Source organism: Citreimonas sp., assembly GCF_042096055.1.
In the GTDB taxonomy this organism is placed as follows: Bacteria; Pseudomonadota; Alphaproteobacteria; order Rhodobacterales; family Rhodobacteraceae; genus Citreimonas.
Map to the genome: position 1 here is coordinate 39,288 of NZ_JBELMH010000006.1, position 25,450 is coordinate 64,737.

Sequence of the window (25,450 nt, forward strand, 5' to 3'; positions counted from 1 at the left end):
ACGAGCGCCGTATCGCCGGCCCCCTCAGACCGTCAGCACCGTCTGCCCGGTCGTCTCGCGCGCTTCCAGCGCGCGCTGCGCGTCGGCCACGTCGTCCAGCGCGAACCGCTGGTCGATGCGGATCTCGACGTCGCCCTTCGCCACCTTGTCGAACAGCGCGGCCGCGATGGCCTGGCAATCCTCGTGTTTCGCGATGTGGGTGAACAGCGTCGGCCGGGTGATCCGCAGGCTGCCCTTCGCCGCCAGCGTCGCGAGGTTGAACGGCGGGACCGGGCCCGACGCGTTGCCGAACGAGATCATCATGCCCAGCGGCTTGAGGCAATCGAGCGAGCCGTCGAACGTGTCCTTGCCCACCGCGTCCATCACCACGTCGACGCCGGCGCCGTCGGTCAGGTCGCGCACCGTCTTGACCCAGTCGCCGTCGCGGTAGTTGACGCAGACGTCGGCGCCGTTCTCCTCGGCCAGGCGGCACTTCTCGTCGGTGCCGGCGGTGCCGATCAGGCGGATGCCCTCGGCGCGCGCCCACTGGCACGCCATCAGGCCGACGCCGCCCGCAGCCGCGTGGAACAGCACCGTGTCGCCGCGCTTGATCGGCGTCGTGCGCTGGAACAGGTAGACCACGGTCATGCCCTTCAGCATCATCGCCGCGCCCTGCTCGAAGCTGATCGCGTCGGGCAGCTTGCAGACCTGCGCGGCGGGCATCACCCGCGCCTCGCAATACGATCCCGGCGGCATCGACGCATAGGCGGCGCGGTCGCCCTCTTTCAGATGAGTCACCCCCTCGCCCACGGCCTCGACCACGCCGGCGCCTTCCATGCCCATCGCGTGCGGCAGCTCGAGCTTGTAGAGCCCGGCGCGCTGGTAGACGTCGATGAAGTTGAGGCCGCAATTCTCGTGGCGGATGCGGATCTCGCCCTTGCCGGGCGCGCCGACCTCGCGATCGACGAACTTGAACTGCTCGGGCCCGCCATGGGCCTCGATGATGACGGTCTTGACCATTGTCCCCTTCACTCCCTCTTGCGCGGCCGCGTCGGGCCGCTTGTCGGTGCGGCCGTGTTCAGCCGACGTTCAGTACGATCTTTCCGATGTGTTCGGAGGATTCCATGCGCGTATGCGCCTTGGCCGCGTCTTCAAGCGCGAAGGCGCGGTCCATGACCGGCGCGACCATGCCCGCCTCCAGCAGCGGCCAGACGTCGGCGCGCAGGGCCTCGGCGATGCGGGCCTTGGCGAGGTCGCTTTGCGGGCGCAGCGTGCTGCCGGTGATGGTCAGGCGGCGCATCATCACCTGGGCGAAGTTCAGCTCGACCTTGGGGCCCTGCAGGAAGGCGATCTGCACCAGACGGCCGTCATCGGCCAGCGCCTTGACGTTGCGCGGGATGTAGTCGCCGCCCACCATGTCCAGGATCAGGTCGGCGCCGCCCTCGGCGCGCAGCACCTCGACGAAGTCCTCGTCGCGGTAGTTGATCGCGCGCTCGGCGCCCAGGGTCTCGCAGGCGGCGCACTTGTCGGCAGATCCGGCGGTGGCGAAGACGCGCGCGCCGAAATGGCGGGCGAGCTGGATCGCCGTCGTGCCGATCCCCGACGAGCCGCCGTGCACCAGGAACCGCTCGCCGGCCTTCAGGCCGCCGCGCATGAAGACGTTCGACCAGACGGTGAAGAAGGTTTCCGGCAGGCAGGCGGCCTCGCGCAGGTCCATGCCGTCGGGCACGGGCAGGCAATGCGCGGCACGGGTGGCCACGTATTCGGCGTAGCCGCCTCCCGGCAGCAGCGCGCAGACCGTGTCGCCCACCCTGGGCCAGTCGACGCCGTCGCCCACCGCGTGCACCTCGCCCGCGGCCTCGAGCCCAGGCAGGTCGGACGCGCCGGGCGGCGGCGCGTAGGCGCCCGCGCGCTGCAGCGCGTCGGGACGGTTCACGCCGGCATGGGCGACGCGGATCACCACCTGCCCGTGGCCGGGCCGGGGGATCGGGCGCTCGCATTCCGTCAGGACCTCGGGGCCGCCCGGTTTCGAGATCTCGACCGCGCGCATCGTGTCAGGCATTCGCTCTCTCCCTGTCCGGCGCGACCATGGCGCATCGCCCGCGCGACCTCAATGCCCCGGGGGCGGCCGGCTTGTCAGCCGCGGGGCGGCATGCCGCCGGGCATGTCGGCGTCGCGCCGGGGCGCGCGGATGCGCGAAGCCAACCATTCCGGCCCGGCCATCAGGCCGCGGGTCAGGGGGTTCTTGCGCATCTGCGCCTTGAAGCCCTCGATCCGCATGACGTCGTCGATGCGCCGGTCGAGGAAGGCCCAGGTGGCGTCGCTGTCGATCGAATCGTCGCCCAGCCAGTAGAGGACGGTGGACGAGTAGACGCCGGACAGCGTCGCGCGCTTGGAGTACCAGTTGAGGTCCTGCGAGGTGTCGCCCAGCGCGGTCCAGATCCGGTCGGCGGTGCCCCAGATCAGCTTCGCCCCGTCGGCGGCGTGCATCGGCAGCGCGAACAGCGTCGTGCCGCGGCGCACCACCTCGCGATCCTGCGCGGCCTCGATCCGGGCGCGCACGGCGAAGGCCACGCGGTCGCGGAAGCGCATGTCGCCGAGATCGGTCTCGGCGATGCGGGCGGCCATGGCGTCGTCGCCGCGGCGGTGGAAGGCGATCGCGAGGTCGAGAGCGCCGCGCGGGTAGAGGCCGCGCGCCACGGTGGGGTCGATGTCGGCGTCGCGGGCGGCGGCGCGGAAGGTCTCCTCGGACCAGCCGTCGAAGGGCACGTGCGTCAGCGCCGCGTCGAGCAGCCTGTCCTGGGGATTGTCGGTCATGGCGCGTCTCCTGGCGGTGAATGTCGGCCCGGGCGTCGGTGTTTGCCGGTGTCTGTCCGGGACTGGACAAGTTAGCCTGTGATTGCTATACGGCCACCTCCTGCAATTCCTTGCAACTCGAACCTAGAAAGGTGGTGACAACCACATGCAGGTCAGTGTTCGCGACAACAATGTCGATCAGGCGCTTCGTGCCCTGAAGAAGAAGCTGCAGCGCGAAGGCGTGTTCCGCGAAATGAAGCTCAAGCAGCATTTCGAGAAACCGTCCGAGAAGAAGGCCCGCGAGAAGGCGGAGGCGATTCGCCGCGCCCGCAAGCTCGCGCGCAAGAAGGCTCAGCGCGAAGGGATGCTTTGAGCCCGCGCCAGCCGATTTGACGCTGAAAACGACGACGACCCCCGGGGCGAGAGCCCGCCGGGGGTTTGTCATTTTCGGGGGGTGGTTTTCGTGGTGCGCGGGCGCGGGATGCGTCCCCCGGAAACGGAAACGGCCCCGTCGCGGGGGCGATCGGGGCCGTCTGGATGTGCGCGGGGCGGGGTCCGCCGGTCGCGGCTCAGCCCGGTCCCATCATGAAGCAGGTCACCTGCCGCGCCTGAAGCCGGCGACACGCCAGTTCGGCGGTGTCGCGGGACAGACCGTGAAAGGTCGCGTCGAAGCCCTGGTTGCTGTGCACCACCTTGCGCAGCGCGCCGTCGAGCGTCGCGGTCTCGGACAGGGCGGTGCGCAGCAGGATCTTCTCGGCGGCGAAGCGGCTGCCGTAGCGGCCCAGGTTGATGCCCCAGTGCCGTCCGCCCGAGGTCGACAGGCGGGTGACGACCTCTTCGTCGCGCGCGGGCGTCGCCGTGTCGCGCAGCGCGGCGATCGAGACCGGGCGCAGGACGGGCGTGGTGATCGCGGGTGCCTCGGCCACCTCGACCGTTTCGGTCGCAGTTTCGGCCACGGCGTCGGTCACGGTCCCGGCGGCGGGTGCGCTGCCGGCGACGGCCTCGGGCGCGGGGTCCACAGTCGTGTCGAGCGCGGCGAGTTCCACCGCTTCGGCCACCGCCTCGGCGGGAACGGCGTCGGTGGCGGTTGTGTCGGCCGCCGGCTCCATCGGGGCCGAGGCCATCTGCACGCCCTCGACCAGAGTCTCGATGTCGGTCTGCAGGGCGGCGACGACGGGCGCGACCGCCTGCTCCATCCCGGGCCGCGCGAAGGGGCGCAGGCTGCGGGTCACGGCGGCGCGGGCCACGCGGATGGTCTTGGCCTGCTCGCCCGCGGTCGGGTTCACGCCATGCGCCAGCAGCACGTCGCCGGAATTGCCCAGGTAGGGCGGCTTGGCGGGGCGGTGCAGCGCCACATGGGTACCCGCGCGCTGGAAACCGAGGTCCATCAGCTTGGCCACCTCGGCGTTGCGCGACGCGGTCGAGTTGCCGCCGAAGACCGTGGTGATGATCCGCTCGCTGCCGCGCTCGGCCGAAGCGACGAGGTTGAAGCCCGCCGCGCGGGTGTAGCCCGTCTTGATCCCGTCGGCGCCGGCGTAGTCGCGCAGGAAACGGCGGTTGGTGTGGTAGACCGTCTTGATCCCCGCATCCGCCGCCTCGCGCGAGAAGAGGTTGTAGTATTCCGGGTAGTCGTAGAGCACGTGGCGCCCGAGAATGGTCATGTCGCGCGCGGTCGACAGGTGCCCTTCCTCGGTCAGGCCGTGCATGTTCTTGAACGTGGTGTTGGTCATGCCCAGCGCCTTGGCGGTGCGGTTCATCCGCCGGGCGAAGGCCGCCTCGGAGCCGGAGATCGCCTCGCCGATGGCGGTGGCGGCGTCGTTGGCCGATTTCACCGCGGCCGCGCGCACGAGGTAGCGCAGCTTGATCTGCTGGCCGGTGCGCAGGCCCAGTTCCGACGGCGGCTCGGCCGCCGCGTTGCGCGACACCGTGACCAGCGTGTCCATCGAGATCTCGCCGTTCTGCACCGCCTCGAATGCGATGTAGAGCGTCATCATCTTGGTGAGCGATGCGGGGTGAAGCCGGGTGTCGGCGTTGTGCGCGTGCAGCACCTCGCCGTTGCGCGCATCCATGACCATCGCCGCGTACGGGGCGGCCGCCGCCCCGATCGGCGCGATCAGCACCATCCACACGATCGCGATGATATACAGGCCGGGCCGGCCCGTCTGCCAGTGACGTCCCGTCATGATTTCTGCCTTCTCTGCCTCGTCCCGCCAGGGTTGATCCCAGGTCGGGTCTCCTGCGCCGGTCATTGTTGACCGATCTTGATTAAGCGGACGTTAACATGGCTGTGTCTTGGCGGGAAGCACGCAATGCGGCGCGACGCGGGCGGTGGTCCCGGCGCCACAGCGTATCTTGTGCCGGTCGCAGCGACATCCCCATGATCAGGCGACACCGCCGGGATCTTGTGGATCCTGATTGCCGCGTTTTCAGGCCAATCGCTCAACCAAGGCGGGTAAATCGGCCAGCGTGTCGATTTCGTGGAACTTTTCGCTGACCGGCGCGTCGGCTTTCTCCAGCGCCCAGCCGAGGTCGTGCGGCACGAAGACCCCGTGACCGCCCGCCGCGACCGCCGGCACCACGTCGGATTTCATCGAATTGCCCACCATCATCGCCGCCGCGACCCCGCCGGGCAGCGCGCCGAAGATGCGGGCGTAGGTCTCGGGGCGCTTGTCCGAGACGATCTCGACCGCGTCGAACAGCTCTCCCAGCCCGGACTGGGCCAGCTTGCGCTCCTGATGCAGAAGGTCGCCCTTGGTGATCAGAACCACGCGATGATCGCCCGCCACTGCCTCGACCGCCTCGCGGGCGTGGGGCAGCAGTTCGATCGGGTGGTCGAGCATCTCGCGCCCGGCGGCGAGCAGGTCCGATATGACGGACGCCGGTACGCGCCCGTCGGTGACTTCGATCGCGGTCTCGATCATCGACAGCACGAAGCCCTTCACGCCGAACCCGTAATGGCCGATGTTGCGCCGCTCGGCTGCCAGCAGCCGGGTCTCGAGGTCGTGCCCCTCGACATGGTCGGCCAGCAGCGCGGCGAATCGATCCTGCGTCAGCTTGAAGAATTTCTCGTTGTGCCAAAGGGTATCGTCGGCATCGAATCCGATTGTCGTCAAGTTTCGCGCCATTTCTTCCCGCCTCGCCGGTGATGCCCCCCTTTTCGCACTGCGCCCACAGGTTATATAGGGGTTCCGGAACCACCATCATCCGGCCGGGACATTTCCACGGCCGCACAGCCGCCACCGGGCAAAGACGAAGGCAAGGCATGGACGCGACCCGCACGACGATGGCCAAGATGGCCGGCACGCCCACGCCGGGCGATCCGGGTGACGCCACCGGTGTGGCCGTCGACACCCGGCCCAAGACGAAACGCCCGCCTCTCTACAAGGTGCTGCTGCTGAACGACGACTACACCCCGATGGAGTTCGTCGTGCACGTGCTCGAGCGGTTCTTCGGCATGACCCACGCCCAGGCGTTCGAGGTGATGCTGACCGTGCACAAGAAGGGCGTTGCGGTCGTCGGCGTGTTCAGTCACGAGATCGCCGAGACCAAGGTCGGCCAGGTGATGGACTTCGCCCGCCGGCACCAGCACCCGCTGCAATGCACGATGGAAAAGGAATAGGCGCCGCGCGCCGCCCATGTCCAACCCCGACCGCCAGACCGCCGACCGGCTGAGCCATGCGATGGCCGCCGGGTTGAGCCTGCCGCCCGAGCGGCGCATCGCGCTCTTCGCCCCGCCGATCGAATCCCCCCTGCCGCCCGTCGAGCCCGAACGCTGCACCATCGTGCAGCCGGTGAAGCCCGACCACGACCTGTGGCGCGACCGCGGTATGGCCGTCGAGACCGCGCTGGACGGCACCTTCGCCGCCAGCATCGTCACCCTGCCCCGCGCCCGCGACCTGGCGCAGGACCGCATCGCCCGCGCCGAGGCCGCCACGCCCGGCGGGCTGGTGGTGGTCGAGGGCGCCAAGACCGACGGGGTCGAGGCGATCGTGAAGGCGCTGGGACAGGAACTGGGCGAGGCGCTGCACGGCCCCGTCTCGAAGGCGCACGGCAAGGTCGTGTGGTTCGAGGCCTCGGACAAGCTGGCGCACTGGATCCGCCCCGACATGGAAGCGAACGCCGGGGGCGACATGACCGCGCCGGGCATCTTCTCGGCCGATGGCGCGGATGCGGGATCGCGGGCGCTGGTCGAGGCGCTGCCCGCAAAGCTGCCCGACCGCGTGGCCGACCTGGGCGCCGGCTGGGGATGGCTCGCGCGCGAGATCCTGGCCCGCGGGGTGTCCGAGCTTCACCTCGTCGAGGCGGACCTGCGCGCGCTCGACTGCGCGCGGGCCAACATCGACGATCCGCGTGCGCAGTTCCACTGGGCCGACGCCACCGCGTGGGAGCCCGAGACCCCGCTGGAGGGCGTGGTGATGAACCCGCCGTTCCATGCCGGGCGCAAGGGCGATCCGTCCATCGGCAAGGCGTTCATCGCCGCCGCCGCGCGGATGCTGGGACCGCGCGGGCAGCTTTGGCTGGTCGCCAACCGGCACCTGCCCTACGAGCCGGCCCTGACGGCCGCGTTCCGCGACACCACCGAGCTGGGCGGAGACGCCCGGTTCAAGATCCTGCACGCAGCCCGGCCGATCCCGGCCGGGCGCGGCCGGACCACCGGGACAACAGGCCGAGGCTGAGATGAGCTTTTCCGTAGAAGGCAAGACCGCGATCGTCACCGGCGCGGCCAACGGCGTCGGGCTGGCCATCGCGCGGCACTTCGCCGCCAAAGGCGCCAACGTCATGTTCGCCGACATCGACGAGGACCGCCTGATCAAGGAATGCGGCGAGCGCGAGGACGGCGACGCGATGCGCTACTTCGCCGGCGACCTGCGCGAGCGGCTGACCATGGCGAACCTGCTGTCGGCCACGCTGGACGCGTTCGACCGGGTCGACATCCTCGTCAACGGGTCGCGGCAGATGCTGACCTCGGACGCGCTGGACCTCGACGACACCTCGATCGAGCTGATGCTGTCGCAGAACATGATGACCGCCCTGCGGCTGAGCCAGCTGGTCGCCAAGCGCATGATCAAGCAGGCCGAGGGGCAGGAGGGCGGCCAGGTGGGCGCCATCGTCAACCTGTCCTCGATCGCGGCGCGGCGCACGCATCCGTCGCTGCTGGGCTACTCGATCTCCTGCGCGGCGATGGACCAGATGACGCGCGGCATGGCCGTGGCGCTGGCGCCCGAGCGGATCCGCGTGAACGCGGTGGCCTTCGGGTCGGTCATGTCGACCAGCCTAAAGGACACGCTGCGCGACAACCGAGACTACCGGTCCGACATCGAGGATCACACGCCGCTGGGCCGCATCGCGGGTCCGGGCGAGCTGGCCGAGGCGGTGCAGTTCCTGACCTCGGAAAGCGCGGGTTTCATGACGGGGCAGATCATCACCGTCGACGGCGGCCGCACGCTGGTCGACCCGGTGGCGGCACCGGCGCACTAGTCGACGGCAGCGGGACGGCGCGCCGCGTTGCGATGCGCGCCGGCTGCATCTAGGGTGTCGCCGAACAGCAGGGTTGCCCACATGAAAGACGTCTTCGACAGCGAGAAAGCCCGCGCGGCGGCCTGGTTCCGCGCGTTGCGCGACCAGATCGTGGCGGCGTTCGAGGGGCTGGAGGACAGCCACGACACCGGGCCCTTCGCCGACGCCGAACCGGGCCGGTTCGAGGTGACGCGCACCAGCCGGACGTCGGACGACGGCTCGGACGCGGGCGGCGGGCTGATGAGCGTGATGCGCGGCGGCCGGGTCTTCGAGAAGGTCGGCGTCAACGTCTCCGAGGTCTACGGCACGCTGGGCGAGGCGGCGCAGAAGGCGATGGCCGCGCGCGGCATCCCGGGCATGGACAGCGATCCGCGCTTCTGGGCGTCCGGCATCAGCCTGGTGGCCCACATGCAGAACCCGCATTGCCCGGCGGTGCACATGAACACGCGGATGTTCTGGACACCGCATGCCTGGTGGTTCGGCGGCGGGTCGGACCTGAACCCGTGCCTCGAGTACGACGAGGACACGGCGCATTTCCACGCCACCCAGAAGGCGCACCTGGATCCGCACGGCGCGGATCACTACCCGAGGCTCAAGGCCTGGGCGGACGAGTATTTCTACATCCCCCACCGGAAGCGGGCGCGCGGCGTCGGCGGCATCTTCATGGACGACCGCAACTCGGGCGACTGGGAGGCGGATTTTGCGCTGACGCAGGATATCGGCCGGGCCTTCCTGCCGGCCTACCTGCCGCTGGTCGAGAAGCGGCGCGTTCAGGATTTCACCGAGGCCGACAAGGACGCGCAGCTGGTCCACCGGGGTCTCTATGCCGAGTACAACCTGGTCTACGACCGGGGGACCAAGTTCGGGCTGGCCACGGGGCACGACGCCAACGCCGTGCTGATGAGCCTGCCGCCGCTGGCCAAGTGGGCCTGAGGACCGAATGCGCGTGTCCCACGATGGGACATCCCTGCGCCCTAGAGAAATCAATGGCTTGCAGAGACGGATTCACAAAGCGTTAGGATCCGGAGCGGGGGTGGAGCCTCCGTCGGGCCGGGTGCCGGTGCGCAGAAGGGGGCCTCCGGCGGGGATATTTGCGGACCAACGAAGCCTGCGGGGCGGGGAGGTGTCGGGCGTGGGCGATGTGGGCTCAGGCGTCGCGCCACGCGCCGGGGGCGAGGCCGTCGAGGGTCCAGTCGCCCACGGACCAGCGCACCAGCCGCAGGCAGGGCAGGCCCACATGCGCCACCATGCGGCGCACCTGCCGGTTGCGGCCCTCGGTGATGGTCAGTCGCAGCCAGGCGTCGGGCACGGACTTGCGGTAGCGCACCGGCGGGTCGCGGGGCCAGAGGTCGGGCGGGGCGATCGCCTCGGCCTGCGCGGGGCGCGTCGGGCCGTCCTTGAGCGTGACGCCGTCGCGCAGCGCGGCGAGTTGCGCGTCGGTGGGCGTGCCCTCGACCATCACGAGGTAGGTCTTGGGGCGCTTGAACCTGGGCGAGGCGATGCGCGCCTGCAGCTTGCCGTCGTCGGTGAGGATCATCAGCCCTTCGGAATCGCGGTCGAGGCGGCCGGCGGGGTAGACGCCCGGCACGTCGATGTAATCCGACAGGGTGGCGCGCGGGCTGCCCTCGGTCCCGCGGTCGGTGAATTGCGACAGCACGTTCATCGGCTTGTTGAACAGGATCACGCGGGTCATCGGGGCTGCCGGCGCTCGGCGAAGAAGGCGCGCAGCAGGGCGGCCGAAGGCTCGGCCGCGATGCCGTCGTAGATCTCGGGCGCGTGGTGGGCCTGGGGGTGGGCGAAGACGCGCGCGCCGTGGGCCACGCCGCCGGATTTCGGATCGGCCGCGCCGTAATAAAGCCGCCGGATGCGCGCGGCGGCGATGGCGGCGGCGCACATGGCGCACGGCTCGAGCGTGACGTACAGGTCGAAGCCCGCCAGCCGTTCCTGCCCCAGTTCGGCGCAGGCGGCGCGGATCGCCAGCATCTCGGCATGGGCGGTGGGGTCGTTCAGCTCACGCGTGCGGTTTCCGGCGGCGGCCAGAATACCGGAAGGGCCGACCAGCACCGCGCCCACGGGTACCTCGCCGCGCGCGGCGGCGGCGCGGGCCTCGTCCAGCGCGCGGTCCATATGAGAGGTGAAGCCCATGCGCCCCCTATAGCGCCGGGGCCGGGCAATCCGAACCCCCTTCTTTCGGCCGCCCGGATGCTCTAAAGCGCGAAGGATGACCGATACGCCCCCCAAGTCGTCGACGCCGAAACCGGCCCCGAAATCGCCGCCGGGCGACCGAATCGCCAAGGTGATCGCCCGCGCCGGCATCGCCTCGCGCCGCGAGGCCGAGCGGCTGGTCGAGGAAGGGCGCGTCACCGTCAACGGCAAGATCGTCGACCGCGCCGCGCTGAACGTGACCGAGAAGGATACCGTCGCGGTGGACGGCAAGCCGCTGGACGCACCGGCCGCGCCGCGGCTGTGGCTGTACCACAAGCCCACGGGGCTGGTGACCACGACGAAGGACGAACAGGGCCGGCCGACGATCTACGACGACCTGCCCGACGACCTGCCCCGCGTCATGAGCATCGGGCGGCTGGACCTCAATTCCGAGGGGCTGCTGCTGCTGACCAACGACGGCGGCATCAAGCGGCGGCTCGAGCTGCCCTCGACCGGGTGGCTGCGGCGCTACCGGGTGCGGGTGAACGGCCGGCCGACGGACGCGATGCTCGAGCCCCTGCGCACCGGGCTGGTGGTCGACGGGCAGCGGTTCCAGCCGATGGTGGTGGCGATCGACCGCCAGCAGGGTGCCAACGCCTGGCTGACCGTGGGCCTGCGCGAGGGCAAGAACCGCGAGGTGCGCCGCGCGATGATCGATATCGGGCTGACGGTGAACCGGCTGATCCGGGTGTCCTACGGGCCGTTCCAGCTGGGCCAACTGAAATCGGGCGAGGTGCAGGAGGTGCGCGGCCGGGTGCTGCGCGACCAGCTGGGGCTGGAGCCCGAGAAGGACGACACCGGCACCGCGAAGGCGCGCAAGCCCGGGCCGCGCCGGCAGGTGACGCGGGCGCCGCGCAAGCCCCCGAAGCGTTAAGGCCGCGTTAACAAACCCTTGTTTTGACCGGACCTTGCCCCGATTTCGCCCGGTTTCGCCGGAATCCTCGGGGCATGGCTATCACGATCATCGCACTCAGCACGGCGCTCTTCTCTGGCTACCTGGTCCTGACCGGGCTACCGGGGGTCGTGCGCGACACCGCCCGGCTTGTCGCCGGCACGCTGGGCGCGCGGGACGGCCGTGCCTCGGGGCTGGCCTTCGCGGCGCTGTGGCTGATGATCTTCTCGCTGGGCATGGCATGAAGGTGGGCGCGCTGTCCCTGCCGCGGCTGGCGCTGCGCTCCGAGGCGCGCAGCGACGCGGTGGTCGAGTCGCGGCTGGGCTGCCTGCTGCTGGCGGCGCTGCCGCTGGTGGTCTGGGCGCTGCACGGCTCGCGCCCGATGCAGCTGAGCGCGCTGATGCTGGCGGTTCTGCTGATCCTGGCGGTGCGGCTGATCGCGCGCGGCCAGCGGGTCGCCCGGGCCTATGCCGCCGCACGGGTGGCGGCGGCGCCGCGGATCCCGCGCAAGATCCTGGGCACCCTGCTGATCGGGTTCGTCACCTTCGCGCTGGCGCTGCACCGGTTCGACGCGGCGGGAATCGCGGCGTTGACGGGCCTGCTGGCCTGCGTGCTGTCGCTGGTCGCCTTCGGGCCGGACCCGCTGCGTGACAAGCGCGCCGCCGACGCCGCGGTCGACGAGGCCGAGGCCGCGCGCCGGCCGGTGCTGATCGCGCTCGAATCGGCGTTGGCGGATGCCGAGGCGCGGGTGATCTCGCTGGACGACAAGCTGCTGGCGCACGAGACGACGGCCTTCGCCGACCACGTGGCAGCGACGCTGCACCGCGCCGCGCGGCAGGACCGGGGGCGAGTCGCCCGGATGCAGCCGCAGCTGGATCTTCTGATCGGGCGGCTGGCGGCCGAGGTCGCGCGCCTGGAAGAAGGCGATCGCGGCCCCTTCGCGGCGCGCCGCTACTGCGCCCGCCTGGCGCTGATGCGCGAGGCGGTCGACGACTGGGTGTCCGAGGCGGCCGAGCACGCCGCGGGACCCGAATCGCCCGACGGACAGCACCGCCGCGGCGGAGCGACGCTGGCCGCCTGAAGCAGCCCGACGTGCGGCACGTCTGCATCGCGCGACCGCCGCGTGCCGGCGCCACTGGCAAGCGGGGCCGGGAATCCCTACGTTCAGGACGGTGACGCGTCCAGGGAGTCTCGGGTGTCCGGCAAGGGCCTACGCAAAACGACATACGTGCTGTTGATCCTGCTTCTGTTCGGCGTGACGTCGGGCGTGATCGGGGGGCTTTAGGCATGGCGCGGCGCTACGGCGGCCGCCACAGCCCCGGCGGGGCGGACCCGGCGCAGTCCGGGCGCGTCGGCGTGCCGCCGCGCGTTGATCCGGTGGGCGCGCGGTCGAACGTGATGTTCCTGCCGCCTGTGGTGCTGGCCTTCACCTCGCTCGGCGCGGGTGCCGCGGGATTCGCCGCGGGGCTGGTCGGCGCAGGGGCGCTGCTGCTGGGCGCGTGGCTGTTGCGCGACGGGCTGCGCGCCGAGGCGGCCTACGCGCACCGCGCGATCGCCCGCCGCCCGGCGCTGCCGCGCAAGATGCTGGCGGCGGTGTCCTGCGGGCTGGGAACCGCGATCGCGGCCTGGACCTCGGACCCCGGGCTGGTGGCGCCGGTGCTGTTCGGCGCCTGCGCCACCGCGCTGCACCTGGGCGCCTTCGGGCTGGACCCGATGCGCGACAAGGGGCTGGCCGGCGACACGCTGCACGGCAAGCGCGTCGCCCGCGTGGTGGACGAGGCCGAGGCGCACCTGGCGGATCTGGCCGCCGCGGCGCGCAGCCTGGGCGACCGCGACATCGAGGCGCGGATCGAGCGGCTGGCCGCCACCGTGCGCGACATGATCCGGCAGGTGGAAAAGGACCCGCGCGACCTGACCGCCGCGCGGCGCTATCTGGGCGTCTACCTGATCGGCGCGCGCGACGCGGCGCAGAAATACGCCGCACTCGACCCGCGCACCCGGGCGGGCGGCGCGCGCGACGATTTCCTGCGGTTGCTGACCGACCTCGAGGCGTCGTTCGGCAAGAAGACCCAGACCCTGCTGCTGGAGGACACCACCGCGCTGGAGGTCGAGATCGACGTGCTGCGCGACCGGCTGCGGCGCGAGGGCGTCGCGATGGAACCATGAGGCGCCGCGCATGATCCGACCTATGACACGCCCGCCGAAAAAGGCACACTCGCATTGCATCGCATGAGGTTTCCGCATGTCCGACAAGACCCGTGACCAAGCCAGGACCGACGCCGCGCTGGTCGAGCAGCTGACCGCGCGGCCGCTGCCCGAGCCCACGCCGGGCGACGCGGTGCCCCCGCTTGACGGCGCCGACCCCGAGACCGGCGCCGCGATCCGCCGCCGGATGGCCGAGATCGACCTGCGCGACACCAATTCCATCGTCGCCTTCGGGTCGGCAGCGCAATCGCAGCTGCAGCAGATCAGCCAGTCGATGCTGTCCGAGGTCCGCAACAAGGACATAGGCCCTGCCGGTGACGGGCTGCGCGACATCGTGGCGACGATCCGCGGCTTCTCGATCTCGGAACTCGACGCGCGGCGCAGCCGCAGCTGGTGGGAGAAGCTGGTCGGCCGCGCCGCGCCGCTAGCCAAGTTCAAGGCCCGCTACGAGACCGTGCAGGCGCAGATCGACGCGATCACCGACGACCTGCTGCGCCACGAGCACCAGCTGCTGAAGGACATCAAGTCGCTGGACCTGCTCTACGAGAAGACGCTGGATTTCTACGACGAACTGGCGCTCTACATCGCGGCCGGACAGGCCCGGCTGGACGAGGTCGACGCGACCGAGATTCCGGCCGCGCAGGCCGAGGTGGATTCCGCTGCCGAAGAGGACAAGATGATGCGCGCGCAGGAGCTGCGCGACCTGCGCGCCGCGCGCGACGATCTGGACCGGCGGATCCACGACCTGCGGCTGACGCGGCAGGTGACGATGCAGTCGCTGCCGTCGATCCGCATGGTGCAGGAGAACGACAAGAGCCTGGTGACGCGCATCAACTCGACCCTCGTGAACACCGTGCCGCTGTGGGAGACGCAGCTGGCGCAGGCGGTGACGCTGCAACGCTCGCGCGAGGCGGCCGAGGCGGTGCGCGACGCGTCGGACCTGACCAACGACCTGCTGACCGCGAACGCCGCGAACCTGCGCGAGAGCAACGCCATGATCCGCGCCGAGACCGAGCGCGGCGTGTTCGACATCAAGGCGATCCGCAAGGCCAACGACGATCTCGTCGCCACGATCGAGGACAGCCTGCGCATCGCCGACGAGGGGAAGGCCAACCGCGCCGAGGCCGAGGCCGAGCTGCAGAAGATGGAGGCCGAGCTGCGCACCGCGCTGGCGCAGGCCAAGGCCGGCGGCAGCGGCGCGCCGACGACGGGACGCCCCGCGCGATGAACATGACCCGGCACGCCTGCACCATCGGCCTGACCGCGCTGCTGGCGCTGGGTGCCTGCACGCAGAGCGCCATGGCGCCGCGCGAAAGCGCCGTGTCGCCCGCGCCGCGTCCGGCCGGTCTGCGTCCGCCGGCGCCACCGCCGGCGCCCGAGGCCGCCGCTCCGACGGGCCCGTCGGCCAACAGCCGCGCGCTGGCGGCCTACTATGCCCGCGTGCAGGCCGACCTGCTGGCGCGCGGCCTGATGCGCACCGACGGCGGCGGGCCGGACACGCAGTTCACCGACACGATGCTGGTGCGCAACTTCGAGGCGATCGCCCTGCGCGAGGAATACGCCCGCGGCGAGGGGCTGGTGCCGTCCGAGGGCGAGGACAGCGTGATCAAGAAATGGGTCGGCCCGGTGCGGATCGCGCCCGAGTTCGGCGCCTCGGTGCCGCCGGACCGGCGGGTGAGCGACCGCAACGACCTGATCGTCTACGCGCGCCGGCTGGCGGCGATCACCGGGCACCCGATCTCGGTCAGCGACCGCGATCCGAATTTCCACGTGCTGTTCGTGGGCGAGGACGACCGCCGGGACATCGTGCCGCGCATCCGCGCGCTGGTGCCCGACGCCTCGGCCCGCACGCTGCAGCTGTTCGACGACCTGCCGCGCTCGATCCACTGCCTGGTGATCGCGTTCTCGGACCGGCCGGGCAGCTACGAATACGCCAACGCGATCGCGGTGATCCGCGCTGAGCATCCCGACCTGCTGCGCCAGTCCTGCATCCACGAGGAGATCGCGCAGGGGCTGGGCCTGGCCAACGACAGCCCGCGCGCGCGGCCGTCGATCTTCAACGACGACGACGAGTTCGCGCTGCTGACCGACCACGACGCGATGCTGCTGGAAATCCTCTACGATCCCGCGCTGCGCCCCGGCATGACCCCGGAGCAGGCGCTGCCCATCGTCCGCCGCCGCGCGACCGAGCTGGTCGAGGCCGGCGGCACCTGAAGGAGCGAGAGCCATGAGCCTGTGGAACTTCGTGTCGGGCCAGTTCATCGACGTGATCGAGTGGACCGACGACAGCCGCGACACGCTGGTCTGGCGCTTCGACCGCCACGGCAACGAGATCAAGTACGGCGCCAAGCTGACCGTCCGCGAGGGCCAGGCGGCGGTCTTCGTGCACGAGGGGCAGCTGGCGGACGTGTTCACGCCGGGTCTCTACATGCTCGAGACCAACAACATGCCGGTGATGACCACGCTTCAGCACTGGGATCACGGCTTCCGCTCGCCCTTCAAGTCCGAGGTCTACTTCGTCTCGACCGCGCGGATGACGAACCTGAAATGGGGCACCAAGAACCCGGTGATGCTGCGTGACCCGGAATTCGGACCCGTGCGCATCCGCGCCTTCGGGACCTACGCGGTCAAGGTGGCCGATCCGGGCCTGTTCCTGACCGAGATCGTGGGCACCGACGGGCAGTTCACCGCGGACGAGATCACCTTCCAGATCCGCAACGTGATCGTGCAGGAGTTCTCGCGCGCGATCGCCGCGTCCGGCATCCCGGTGCTGGACATGGCCGCGAACACCGCCGAGGTGGGCAAGCTGGTGGCCGACGCGATCGACCCGGTGATCCGGCAATACGGGCTGAGCCTGCCCGAGCTCTACATCGAGAACATCTCGCTGCCCCCGGCGGTCGAGAAGGCGCTGGATGCGCGCACCTCGCGCGGGATCGCCGGCAACCTCGACGAGCACCTCAAGTGGAAGGCGGCCGAGGCGATGGGCCGCGGCGGCGCGGTCGACCAGTCGATGGGCATGGGCATGGGCGCGGGTCTGGGCATGCAGATGGGTCACCAGATGGGCCAGGCGGTGCAGCCGGGGCCCTGGGGATCGCGCCCGGGCGCCGCACCCGTCCCGCCACCGCCCCCGCCGGTCGAGCATGTCTGGCACATCGCCGAGGCCGGGCAGACGCGCGGGCCGTATTCCAAGGCCGATCTGGGCCGCATGGCCGCCGAGGGCGGCCTGACGCGCGAGACGCATGTCTGGACGCCCGGGCAGGACGGCTGGCTGCGCGCGGGCGCGGTGGACGAGCTGGTGCAGCTGTTCACCATCCTGCCGCCGCCCCCGCCGCCGGCCTGATCCGCCTTGACCGCCTGACATGATCGAGGAGCACCGCTTTCCCTGCGACACCTGCGGCGCGGACATGCGGTTCTCGCCCAAGGATGCCCGGCTGGTCTGCGACCATTGCGGGGCGCGCTCGGACATCGCCGGTCCCGGACCGTGGGAAGGCGGCATCCGCGAGATCGACTTCAAGGCCGCGCTCGACAACCTGCTGCCGCTGCAGGAGATCGAGGAAACCCGCGTCAGCCGCTGCCCCAACTGCGCCGCCGAGGTCGAGTTCGACCCGGCGCTGCACGCCGCCGAATGCCCCTTCTGCGCGACGCCCGTGGTCACCGACACCGGCACCAACCGTCATATCAAACCGCGCGGCGTGCTGCCCTTCGCGCTGGACGCGGACGCGGCGCAGACGGCGATGACCGACTGGCTGGGCAGCCTGTGGTTCGCGCCGTCGGGGCTGCAGGCCTACGCGCGCAAGGGGCGCCGGCCGCAGGGCATCTACGTGCCCTACTGGACCTTCGACGCGCACACCGAAAGCGACTACGCCGGCGAGCGCGGCACCGTCTACTGGGAGACGCGCAGCGTGATGCGCGACGGCAAGCGCCAGACGCAGCGCGTCGCCAAGGTGCGCTGGCGGCACGTCCGCGGCCACGTGACGAAATGGTTCGACGACGTGCTGGTGCTGGCCTCGCACGCGCTGCCGCAGCGCTTTACCGACGCGCTGGAACCGTGGGACCTGGCGGCGCTGGAACCTTACCGGCCCGAGTTCCTGTCGGGCTTCCGCGCCGAGGCCTACCAGGTGGACCTGGACGAGGGCTTCGTCCGCGCGCGCCAGAAGATGGACGCGGCGATCGCGCAGGCGGTGAAGTTCGACATCGGCGGCGACCGGCAGCGCATCCACCGGGTCGACACGCAGGTCTCGGACGTGACGTTCAAGCACGTGCTGCTGCCCGTCTGGATGGCGGCCTACAAGTATCGCGGCGAAAGCTACCGCTTCGTCGTGAACGGCCGGACCGGGCGGGTGCAGGGCGAACGACCCTGGTCGACGATCAAGATCGCGCTGGCGGTGATCGCGGGGCTGATCGTGGCGGCCGTGATCGGCTTCTTCGCCGGGCGGTAGCCCCCTTGCCCGTCCGCGCCCCGGCGGGCACGATGCGGCCGAAACGCGCCGGCCGGCGCCCGACACGCCATGACAGGAGCCCCCAGATGATCCTTTGCTGCGGCGAGGCGCTGATCGACATGCTGCCCCGCGAAACCGCCGAGGGAGAGCCCGCCTTCGCCCCGCATCCCGGCGGATCGGTCTTCAACACCGCCATCGCGCTGGGGCGCCTCGGCGCGCCGGCGGGCTGGTTCGGCGGGCTGTCCTCGGACCTGTTCGGCACCATGCTCGACCGCGCGCTGGCCGAGTCGCAGGTGGACACCGCGCTGGCCGTGCGCAGCGGACGGCCCACCACGCTGGCCTTCGTGACGCTGACCGATGGGCACGCGCGCTATGCCTTCTACGACGAGAACACCGCCGGGCGCATGCTGACGCCCGAGGACATGCCGGCGCCCGGCGCGGACGTGCGCGCGCTGTTCTTCGGCGGCATCAGCCTGGTCGCCGAGCCTGCCGCCGACGCGCTGGCGTCGTTCTGCGAGAACGCGGGCGACCGGGTCGTGATGCTCGACCCCAACATCCGCGCGGGCTTCGTCACAGACGAGACGGGCTATCGCGCGCGGCTGGCGGGGATGCTGGCGCGCGCCGACATCGTCAAGCTGTCCGACGAGGACATGGAATGGCTGAACGTCACGCCCGCGGACCTTCTGGGGCTGGGTGCGGCACTGGTGGTCGTCACCAAGGGCGCCGACGGGGTCGAGGCGCACCTGCAGAACGAGGTGCTGCGCGTCCCCGCGCGCCCCGTGACGGTGGTCGACACGGTGGGCGCGGGCGACACATTCAACGCGGGGCTTCTGGCGGGGCTCGACCGGGCGGTGCTGCTGGACCGCGCCGCGCTGCGGGCGGCGTCGGGCGACGCGCTGCAGCCGGCGCTGGCGCTGGGCGTCGCGGCGGCGGCGGTCACCGTCTCGCGGGCGGGCGCCAACCCGCCCTGGGCCGCCGACCTGTGAGGGCGCTGCTGCAGCGCGTCACCGCCGCGCGGGTCGAGATCGGCGGCGCCACGGTGGGCGAGATCGGGCCGGGCCTGTGCATCCTCGTCTGCGCGATGCAGGGCGACACCGAGGCGCAGGCCGAGGCGCTCGCCGCCAAGGTCGCCAAGATCCGCATCTTCCGCGACGACGAGGGCCGGATGAACCGCTCGGTCGTGGATGCGCGCGGCGCGGCGCTGGTGGTCAGCCAGTTCACGCTGGCCGCCGATACGAAACGCGGCAACCGGCCGGGCTTTTCGGCCGCCGCCGCGCCGGAGGACGGCCAGCGGCTCTACGACCACTTCGCCGCGGCGGTGCAGGCGCAAGGCATTCCCGTCGCCACCGGCCGCTTCGGCGCCGACATGCAGGTCAGCCTCACCAACGACGGCCCCGTGACGATCTGGCTGGATACCGACGCCTGACGCCGCCCCTATCGCGCGCCCTCGCCACGGCGAGGCCGCCCGCCGCAGGCGGGGGCCGAGTGATCGGCGCGGCCGCAGGCCGCCCTAGAAGCGGACGCTCTCGCCGGTCAGGGCGGCCTGCTGCGCGGCCAGCCCCATGCGCACCGCCCACATCCCGTCCTCGAGCGTCACCTCGGGCCGCGCCTGCCCGCGCACCGCGTCGAGGAACCGCCGGTGCTGGTAGAAGGTCGAGCCGTTGTGGTCGCCGGCTTCCAGCAGCGCCGGGTCGACCGGGATCTCGACCACGCGCGGGCCCTTCGGGTCGCGCGGGCTGACGATCACCTGCGGCACCGGGGGCGGCCCCAGCCGCGCGGGCCAAAAGCGGCCGGGCCCGGGCACCAGGGCCTCGATCTTGCCCGTGGGACCGGTCGCCGACAGCTCCTCCTGCCAGCGCGCGCCTTCGGCGAACATGCACAATTCGAGCATCGCGCGCGCGCCGCTGGCGAAGTCGACGATGACGTAGGCGCTGTCCCAGATGTCGGGCGTCTCGTCGTCCAGGCGCTCGTCGCGGTGGTTGACCTCCTGCCCGGCGCTGGCGGTCACGCGCACGGGGTCGGATTTCAGCGCCAGCCGCATCAGGTCGAAGAAGTGGCAGCATTTCTCGACCAGCGTGCCGCCGGTGTTGCGGTTGAAGCGGTTCCAGCCGCCGACCTTGTTGAGGAAGGGGAAGCGATGCTCGCGGATCGACAGCATCTTCAGCCCGCCCGTCGCCGCCTCGCATTGCTCGAGGAAGGCCACGACGGGCGGCATGTAGCGGTATTCCATCGCCACCCAGATCGGCGCGGGATAGCCGGCCTGCAACCGGCGCAGCGCCGCCTCGTCGCCGGCATCGGTGTAGAGCGGCTTCTCGATCAGCAGCGGCAGCGGGCGGGTGCGTGCGACCTCGAGCAATTGCGCCACGTGCACGTGGTTGGGCGAGGCGATGAGCAGGCAATCGAGACGCTCGGCCGCCAGCAGCTCGGCCACCGAGCCGACCAGCGCGGCCCCCGGCGCGATCGCGCGGGCGGCCTGCGCCATGGCGGCGTTGGGCTCGAAGATCGCGGCGACCTCGGCCTCCGGCAGCAGGGCGATGTTGCGCAGGTGCTCCTGCCCCATCATGCCGCAGCCGATGACGCCGTAGCGGATGGTGTCCTGTGTCACGCCGATGTCCTTCATGCCAGTCGCGCCACGTACGCGGCGACCTCCGTGTCGATCCAGTTGCGGGAAACCTCGGCCCGCGCGCCGTCCTGCGCGAAGGCGACGCGCGTGGCCATCAGCGCGGGCGCGCCCGGCTTCGGCCCGAAGGCCGGCGGCGCCCAGTCGGGCACGGGGGCCGTGCCCAGCCGGTCCTCGGCGCGGGAAATCCACAGGCCCAGCGCCTCGCGGTAGAACAGGTAGAGCGATTCCTTGAGGTCGGCCGCGGTGATCGTCCTGGCGTAGCCGGCGTCGAGCCAGATTTCCTCGAGCACCGCGGGCGTGCCCGACAGGCGGCGCAGACGGCGGATGCGATGGGCGTGGTCGCTGCTGCCGAAGGCGGGCAGGTCGGCGGGCTTGGAAAGGCGTTCGACCGACAGAAGCTCGGCCGTGGGAAGGCCCCCGCCGGCGAGCAGTTCGACCCGGACGAAGCTGTAGACCGATTGCGCGCCCGGCGCCGCGCGGACGTAGTTGCCCGAGCCCTGCACGCGGTCGAGCATGCCCTTCTCGGCCAGGTCCGCCAGCGCCCGGCGCAGCGTGCCGACGGAGATCCCCAGGGTCTCGGCGAAGCTGCGTTCGGGAGGCAGGCGCGCGCCATCCAGAAGCCGGCCGGCATGGATGTCGCGGATCAGCATCTCGCTGATCTGCACGTGCAGCGGCAGGGCGTGGGTGTCGGACATCGGGCACCAGAATTGATACACTATTGATCTACATCAATGCGCCTGCTACGCAACCGTAAAGTCGCATCCCGAAAGGCCGCCATGAGCGTCGTTCCCATCACCTCTCCGGATCTCGATGCGGCCGAGGTGTCGTGGTTCGCGGCGTTGTGTTCGGACGATTACGAATTCCTCGGCGTGCCCGAGGGCCGGCTGCGGTCGTCCTTCGCGCATTGTTCAGGCATCGTGCAGGAGGCCGAGGCGCAGGGGTTCCGCAACATCCTGTGCCCGTCGTCCTACCAGGTGGGACAGGACACGCTGTCCTTCGTCGCGGGCTGTGCGCCGATCACCGACAGGATCAACATGCTCGCCGCCGTGCGCTGCGGCGAGATGCAGCCGATCATGCTGGCGCGCACGATCGCCACGCTCGACCACATGCTGCAGGGCCGCCTGACGGTGAACATCATCAGCAGCGACTTTCCGGGCGAGAAGGCCGACAGCGGCTTCCGCTACCAGCGCTCGCGCGAGGTGGTGGAGATCCTGAAACAGGCCTGGACGCGGGACGAGATCACCTACAAGGGCCAGGTCTACGACTTCGAGGGTCTGACGACCGATCCCGCCAAGCCCTACCAGACCGGCGGGCCGCTGCTGTATTTCGGCGGCTATTCCCCCGACGCGCTGGAGCTGTGCGGCCAGCATTGCGACGTCTACCTGATGTGGCCCGAGACCAAGGACCTGCTGGCCGAGCGGATGCGCGCGGTGAACGCCGTGGCCGAGCGCTACGACCGCACGCTGGATTACGGGCTGCGGGTGCACGTGATCGTGCGCGACACCGAGGCCGAGGCGCGCGAATGGGCGCAGCACATCGTCAGCCAGCTGGACGACGACAAGGGCACGGCGATCCGCGAGCGCGCGCTGGACGCAGGCAGCCTTGGCGTATCGCACCAGGCGCGCAACCGCGAACTGGCCGACATGGAGGGGTTCATCGAGCCGCACCTGTGGACCGGCGTGGGCCGCGCGCGGTCGGGCTGCGGCGCGGCGCTGGTGGGCTCGACCGACCAGGTGCTGAGCAAGCTCGAGGAGTACAGGAACATGGGCATCCGGGCCTTCATCCTGTCAGGCTATCCGCATATCGACGAGTGCCGGCATTTCGGTGCCCGCGTGCTGCCGCGGATGAAGACCTGCTCGCTGCCCGAGGTATACGGCCGCGTGCCGAAAGAAACCCCGCCGACGCCGCTGGGCACCGGCGAACGCCGCTGACCCGACGCGGCCCCAGGAACAAGGAAGACCCGATGGAGCGCATCAGCCTGACCGACGACGTCGCCCTCAGCCGGCTGGTCTACGGCATGTGGCGGCTGGGCGACGATGCCGACACCAGCCCCAACCACGTGCGCGACAAGATCGCCGCCTGCCTCGACCAGGGCATCACCACGATGGACCAAGCCGACATCTACGGCGGCTACGAGGCCGAGGCCGTGCTGGGCCGCGCGCTGACGCCCGAGATCCGCAACCGGATCGAGATCGTCACCAAGTGCGACATCGTCGCGCCCGCCGGCCGCCACGCCGGCGCGCTGGTCAAGCACTACGACACCAGCCGCGGGCATATCGAGGCGTCGGTGGATGCCTCGCTGCGGCTGATGGGGATCGACCACATCGACCTGCTGCTGGTGCACCGCCCCGACCCGTTCATGGACCACCACGAGACGGGCGAGACGCTCGACGACCTGGTGGCGGCGGGCAAGGTGCGCGCGGTCGGCGCGTCGAACTTCCGCCCCTGGGACTGGGAGCTGCTGCAATCGGGCATGAAGACGCCGCTGGTCACCAACCAGATCAAGATCAGCCTGTTGCACCACGTGCCCTTCACGAACGGCGACGTGGCGTTCCACCAGAAAAACGCCCAACCCCTGATGGCGTGGTCGCCTTTGGGCGGCGGCACCCTATTTGACCACGCGCAGGCGGGACTGCGTATGAAGCTGGCCGAGGTGGGCGCGCGGCACGGGGTCGACGAGGCTGCCGTGGCGATCGCCTGGCTGCTGGCGCATCCCGCGCGCATCCTGCCCGTGCTGGGCACCAACAACCTGGACCGCATCCGGGCCATCAGCGACGCGGTCAAGGTGGACCTCGGCCGGGAAACGTGGTTCGACCTGTATACCGAGGCGCTGGGACACGAGGTGGCCTGACGCGCATGAGCAAAGCCGAAAGGACAGCCTGGCCCATGACCGCGAAGGCCGAAAGCTTCGACCCGATCCAGGCGGATCGGCGTGCCTACCGCGAGGCGCTGGGCCGGTTCGGCACCGGGGTGACCGTGATCACCTGCGCCACGCCCGACGGCCCGCTGGGCATCACCGCCAACAGCTTCGCGAGCGTGTCGCTGGATCCGCCGCTGGTGCTGTGGTCGCCGGCCAAGTCGTCGTCGCGCTACCCGTTCTTCATGGCGGCCGAGCGGTTCGCCATCCACGTGATGGGGCGCGACCAGTTCGACACCTGCAACGGCTTTGCCCGCGACGGCGACGCCTTCGACCGGATCGACTGGACGACGAGCGCCGGCGGCGTGCCGCTGATCACCGGCAGCCTGTCCTGCCTCGAATGCACCACCACCGCCACGCATGACGGCGGCGACCATTCCATCATCGTGGCGCGCGTGACGCGGGTGACCACGCGGGCGGGAGAACCGCTCTTGTTTTTCGGCGGCGCCTACGGAACGTTCGATCCGGCGTCGTGACGCGCGACCCATAACAACATAACGGGCGCGCCAGGGAGGAGATCGGGACCATGGTCCTATTGCTGGCGCTTCTGCGTCCGGTGCAGGCCGTCAACGACGTCCTGCTGCGCGCGGGCAAGGGTCTTGCGACGGTGGCGATCGGCCTGATGGTCCTGTGCATCCTGCTGCAGGTCTTCTTCCGCTACGTGCTGAACAACGCGCTGCCCTGGCCCGAGGAGGCCGCGCGCTTCCTGATGCTGTGGATGACCGGGCTGATCGCGCCGGCGGCCTACCGGCGCGGCGGGTTCGTGGCGATCGACATGCTGCAAGCCGCGCTGCCGGGGCGCGCGGCGCAGCTGCTGGGGCTGGTGCTGCTGGCGATCTCGGGCGGGGTGCTGGTGGTCGCGGTGCAGCTGGGCCACACGCATGTCTTCGGCAACTGCCTGTTCAAGTCGTCGTCGCTGTGGCTGCCGTTCGAGCTGCGCTTCGCGATGCCGATCCCGTTCACCGGGCTGGACCTGACGCTGTGCACCCGTGCCTCGCCCTCGTTCGGGTTCGAGTGGGGATGGACCAAGATGCCGCTGCCGCTGGCGTTCCTAAGCCTGTGGGTGGGCATGGTGATGCTGCTGGCGGTCAACGTCGAGCTGATCCTGCGCTCGGTCATCGGGTTGCTGGGCGGCGCGGAGCGGATGCGGCCGCTGATGAACACCGATCTGCCGGTGGGGGGCGAATAGATGCTGGTCTGGTTCCTGCCGCTGTTCCTGCTGTTCCTGCTGCTGGGCCTGCCGGTGTTCTTCGGCATGCTCGCGGCGCCCGGCCTGCTGCTGTGGATGAACGGGCAGGAGCGCGACCTCGCCCTGCTCTACCGCAACGTCTACAACGGCATCGACAGCTTTCCGCTGATGGCGATCCCGTTCTTCATGCTGGCCGGAGAGCTGATGAACCGCGGCGGCATCACCATGCGGCTGGTCGAGTTCAGCCAGGCGCTGATGGGCCATTTCCGGGGCGGTCTGGCGCATGTGAACGTGCTGAGCTCGATGCTGTTCGCGGGGCTGTCGGGGTCGGCGGTTGCGGACACCTCGGCGCTGGGCTCGATGCTGATCCCGGCGATGGAGCGCGAGGGCTACACCCGCCGCTTCGCCGCCGCGATCACCGCCGCTAGTTCCGTCATCGGGCCGATCATCCCGCCGTCGGGCATCATGATCATCTACGCCTACGTCATGGGCGAATCCGTCGCGGCGCTGTTCCTGGCCGGCATCGTGCCGGGCATCCTGGTGGGCCTGGGGCTGATGGTGGCGGTCAAGCTGATGGCCGACCGCTACGGCTTTCCGGCGTCGCGGTCCAAGGCCACCTGGGGCGAGCGCGGTCAGGCAAGCCTGAAGGCGTTCTTCCCGCTGCTGACGCCGGTGATCATCCTGGGCG

General features: G+C 70.6%; 29 protein-coding genes. 20 read left to right on the forward strand and 9 right to left on the reverse strand.

Annotated elements, in window-relative coordinates; genetic code table 11:
* Positions 1-24: 24 nt before the first annotated feature.
* The 3 genes from ACFDTC_RS02980 to ACFDTC_RS02990 all read right to left on the reverse strand — a co-directional run bounded on the left by ACFDTC_RS02980 (position 25) and on the right by ACFDTC_RS02990 (position 2,796).
* Positions 25-999 carry a quinone oxidoreductase gene (locus ACFDTC_RS02980; RefSeq protein WP_375257380.1) on the reverse strand — a complete coding sequence of 325 codons (975 nt, stop codon included), beginning with the start codon at positions 997-999 and terminating at the stop codon, positions 25-27.
* A 58-nt stretch (positions 1,000-1,057) separates the two neighbouring features.
* The gene (locus ACFDTC_RS02985; RefSeq protein ID WP_375257381.1) at positions 1,058-2,041 is read right to left on the reverse strand and encodes an NAD(P)H-quinone oxidoreductase; all 984 of its coding nucleotides are present in this window, start codon (positions 2,039-2,041) and stop codon (positions 1,058-1,060) included.
* A 74-nt stretch (positions 2,042-2,115) separates the two neighbouring features.
* Positions 2,116-2,796 (reverse strand): COQ9 family protein, encoded by a 681-nt coding sequence (locus ACFDTC_RS02990; RefSeq protein ID WP_375257382.1) that lies wholly within the window; start codon positions 2,794-2,796, stop codon positions 2,116-2,118.
* 145 nt (positions 2,797-2,941) lie between these two features.
* On the opposite strand from ACFDTC_RS02990, the gene rpsU reads away from it, so the two are divergent.
* Positions 2,942-3,148 carry a 30S ribosomal protein S21 gene (gene rpsU / locus ACFDTC_RS02995; protein WP_008207378.1) on the forward strand — a complete coding sequence of 69 codons (207 nt, stop codon included), beginning with the start codon at positions 2,942-2,944 and terminating at the stop codon, positions 3,146-3,148.
* A gap of 196 nt (positions 3,149-3,344) precedes the next feature.
* Here rpsU and ACFDTC_RS03000 read toward each other — a convergent pair whose 3' ends face one another.
* Positions 3,345-4,958 (reverse strand): serine hydrolase, encoded by a 1,614-nt coding sequence (locus ACFDTC_RS03000; protein ID WP_375257383.1) that lies wholly within the window; start codon positions 4,956-4,958, stop codon positions 3,345-3,347.
* A 243-nt stretch (positions 4,959-5,201) separates the two neighbouring features.
* Positions 5,202-5,900: an HAD family hydrolase gene (locus ACFDTC_RS03005; protein WP_375257384.1), complete on the reverse strand. Its 699-nt coding sequence runs from the start codon at positions 5,898-5,900 to the stop codon at positions 5,202-5,204.
* 137 nt (positions 5,901-6,037) lie between these two features.
* Between ACFDTC_RS03005 and clpS the strand changes: the two genes are divergently transcribed.
* The 4 genes from clpS to hemF all read left to right on the forward strand — a co-directional run bounded on the left by clpS (position 6,038) and on the right by hemF (position 9,225).
* A complete protein-coding gene (gene clpS, locus ACFDTC_RS03010) occupies positions 6,038-6,394 on the forward strand; it encodes an ATP-dependent Clp protease adapter ClpS (protein WP_375257385.1) in 357 nt (118 codons plus the stop codon).
* A 16-nt stretch (positions 6,395-6,410) separates the two neighbouring features.
* Positions 6,411-7,451, forward strand: a complete 1,041-nt coding sequence (locus ACFDTC_RS03015; RefSeq protein ID WP_375257386.1) for a class I SAM-dependent methyltransferase — start codon at positions 6,411-6,413, stop codon at positions 7,449-7,451.
* A 1-nt stretch (position 7,452) separates the two neighbouring features.
* Entirely contained in the window at positions 7,453-8,253 is an 801-nt protein-coding gene (locus tag ACFDTC_RS03020) for an SDR family NAD(P)-dependent oxidoreductase (protein ID WP_375257387.1), read from the forward strand.
* Positions 8,254-8,334: 81 nt separating this feature from the next.
* Positions 8,335-9,225, forward strand: coding sequence for an oxygen-dependent coproporphyrinogen oxidase (hemF, locus tag ACFDTC_RS03025; RefSeq protein ID WP_375257388.1), 891 nt, complete (start codon positions 8,335-8,337; stop codon positions 9,223-9,225).
* Between the two features lie 214 nt (positions 9,226-9,439).
* On the opposite strand, the gene ACFDTC_RS03030 is transcribed toward hemF, so the two are convergent.
* Entirely contained in the window at positions 9,440-9,985 is a 546-nt protein-coding gene (locus tag ACFDTC_RS03030) for a pseudouridine synthase (protein WP_375257389.1), read from the reverse strand.
* Positions 9,982-10,437, reverse strand: coding sequence for a nucleoside deaminase (locus tag ACFDTC_RS03035; RefSeq protein ID WP_375257390.1), 456 nt, complete (start codon positions 10,435-10,437; stop codon positions 9,982-9,984). The genes ACFDTC_RS03030 and ACFDTC_RS03035 overlap by 4 nt, the downstream gene beginning before the upstream one ends.
* A gap of 76 nt (positions 10,438-10,513) precedes the next feature.
* On the opposite strand from ACFDTC_RS03035, the gene ACFDTC_RS03040 reads away from it, so the two are divergent.
* The 10 genes from ACFDTC_RS03040 to dtd all read left to right on the forward strand — a co-directional run bounded on the left by ACFDTC_RS03040 (position 10,514) and on the right by dtd (position 19,459).
* Complete coding sequence (locus tag ACFDTC_RS03040) at positions 10,514-11,371, forward strand: pseudouridine synthase (protein ID WP_375257391.1); 858 nt, start codon at positions 10,514-10,516, stop codon at positions 11,369-11,371.
* A 74-nt stretch (positions 11,372-11,445) separates the two neighbouring features.
* Positions 11,446-11,634 carry a hypothetical protein gene (locus ACFDTC_RS03045; RefSeq protein WP_375257392.1) on the forward strand — a complete coding sequence of 63 codons (189 nt, stop codon included), beginning with the start codon at positions 11,446-11,448 and terminating at the stop codon, positions 11,632-11,634.
* Positions 11,631-12,470 carry a hypothetical protein gene (locus ACFDTC_RS03050; protein ID WP_375257393.1) on the forward strand — a complete coding sequence of 280 codons (840 nt, stop codon included), beginning with the start codon at positions 11,631-11,633 and terminating at the stop codon, positions 12,468-12,470. The genes ACFDTC_RS03045 and ACFDTC_RS03050 overlap by 4 nt, the downstream gene beginning before the upstream one ends.
* A gap of 206 nt (positions 12,471-12,676) precedes the next feature.
* On the forward strand, positions 12,677-13,555 hold the full coding sequence (locus ACFDTC_RS03055) for a 5-bromo-4-chloroindolyl phosphate hydrolysis family protein (protein ID WP_375257394.1): 879 nt from the start codon (positions 12,677-12,679) through the stop codon (positions 13,553-13,555).
* 76 nt (positions 13,556-13,631) lie between these two features.
* A complete protein-coding gene (locus ACFDTC_RS03060; protein ID WP_375257395.1) occupies positions 13,632-14,822 on the forward strand; it encodes a toxic anion resistance protein in 1,191 nt (396 codons plus the stop codon).
* A complete protein-coding gene (locus ACFDTC_RS03065; RefSeq protein ID WP_375257396.1) occupies positions 14,819-15,808 on the forward strand; it encodes a DUF2927 domain-containing protein in 990 nt (329 codons plus the stop codon). The genes ACFDTC_RS03060 and ACFDTC_RS03065 overlap by 4 nt, the downstream gene beginning before the upstream one ends.
* Positions 15,809-15,821: 13 nt before the next feature.
* Entirely contained in the window at positions 15,822-16,934 is a 1,113-nt protein-coding gene (locus ACFDTC_RS03070) for an SPFH domain-containing protein (RefSeq protein WP_375257397.1), read from the forward strand.
* 19 nt (positions 16,935-16,953) lie between these two features.
* Entirely contained in the window at positions 16,954-18,033 is a 1,080-nt protein-coding gene (locus ACFDTC_RS03075; protein WP_375257398.1) for a primosomal protein N' (replication factor Y) - superfamily II helicase, read from the forward strand.
* A gap of 86 nt (positions 18,034-18,119) precedes the next feature.
* Positions 18,120-19,019 carry a carbohydrate kinase gene (locus tag ACFDTC_RS03080; protein WP_375257399.1) on the forward strand — a complete coding sequence of 300 codons (900 nt, stop codon included), beginning with the start codon at positions 18,120-18,122 and terminating at the stop codon, positions 19,017-19,019.
* Positions 19,016-19,459: a D-aminoacyl-tRNA deacylase gene (gene dtd, locus ACFDTC_RS03085; protein ID WP_375257400.1), complete on the forward strand. Its 444-nt coding sequence runs from the start codon at positions 19,016-19,018 to the stop codon at positions 19,457-19,459. The genes ACFDTC_RS03080 and dtd overlap by 4 nt, the downstream gene beginning before the upstream one ends.
* An 84-nt stretch (positions 19,460-19,543) precedes the next feature.
* On the opposite strand, the gene ACFDTC_RS03090 is transcribed toward dtd, so the two are convergent.
* Both ACFDTC_RS03090 and ACFDTC_RS03095 read right to left on the reverse strand, forming a co-directional pair.
* Positions 19,544-20,638 (reverse strand): Gfo/Idh/MocA family protein, encoded by a 1,095-nt coding sequence (locus ACFDTC_RS03090; RefSeq protein ID WP_375257401.1) that lies wholly within the window; start codon positions 20,636-20,638, stop codon positions 19,544-19,546.
* A gap of 11 nt (positions 20,639-20,649) precedes the next feature.
* The gene (locus ACFDTC_RS03095; RefSeq protein ID WP_375257402.1) at positions 20,650-21,351 is read right to left on the reverse strand and encodes a GntR family transcriptional regulator; all 702 of its coding nucleotides are present in this window, start codon (positions 21,349-21,351) and stop codon (positions 20,650-20,652) included.
* An 81-nt stretch (positions 21,352-21,432) separates the two neighbouring features.
* Here ACFDTC_RS03095 and ACFDTC_RS03100 point away from each other — a divergent pair, with 81 nt between their 5' ends.
* The 5 genes from ACFDTC_RS03100 to ACFDTC_RS03120 form a co-directional block, all read left to right on the forward strand.
* On the forward strand, positions 21,433-22,587 hold the full coding sequence (locus tag ACFDTC_RS03100; RefSeq protein ID WP_375257403.1) for an LLM class flavin-dependent oxidoreductase: 1,155 nt from the start codon (positions 21,433-21,435) through the stop codon (positions 22,585-22,587).
* Between the two features lie 32 nt (positions 22,588-22,619).
* Complete coding sequence (locus ACFDTC_RS03105; RefSeq protein WP_375257404.1) at positions 22,620-23,507, forward strand: aldo/keto reductase family oxidoreductase; 888 nt, start codon at positions 22,620-22,622, stop codon at positions 23,505-23,507.
* Between the two features lie 35 nt (positions 23,508-23,542).
* Positions 23,543-24,049 carry a flavin reductase family protein gene (locus tag ACFDTC_RS03110; protein WP_375257405.1) on the forward strand — a complete coding sequence of 169 codons (507 nt, stop codon included), beginning with the start codon at positions 23,543-23,545 and terminating at the stop codon, positions 24,047-24,049.
* Between the two features lie 50 nt (positions 24,050-24,099).
* Entirely contained in the window at positions 24,100-24,762 is a 663-nt protein-coding gene (locus ACFDTC_RS03115; RefSeq protein WP_375257406.1) for a TRAP transporter small permease, read from the forward strand.
* A partial coding sequence (locus ACFDTC_RS03120; protein WP_375257407.1) for a TRAP transporter large permease occupies positions 24,763-25,450 on the forward strand: 688 nt, incomplete at its 3' end. It lies immediately after the preceding gene.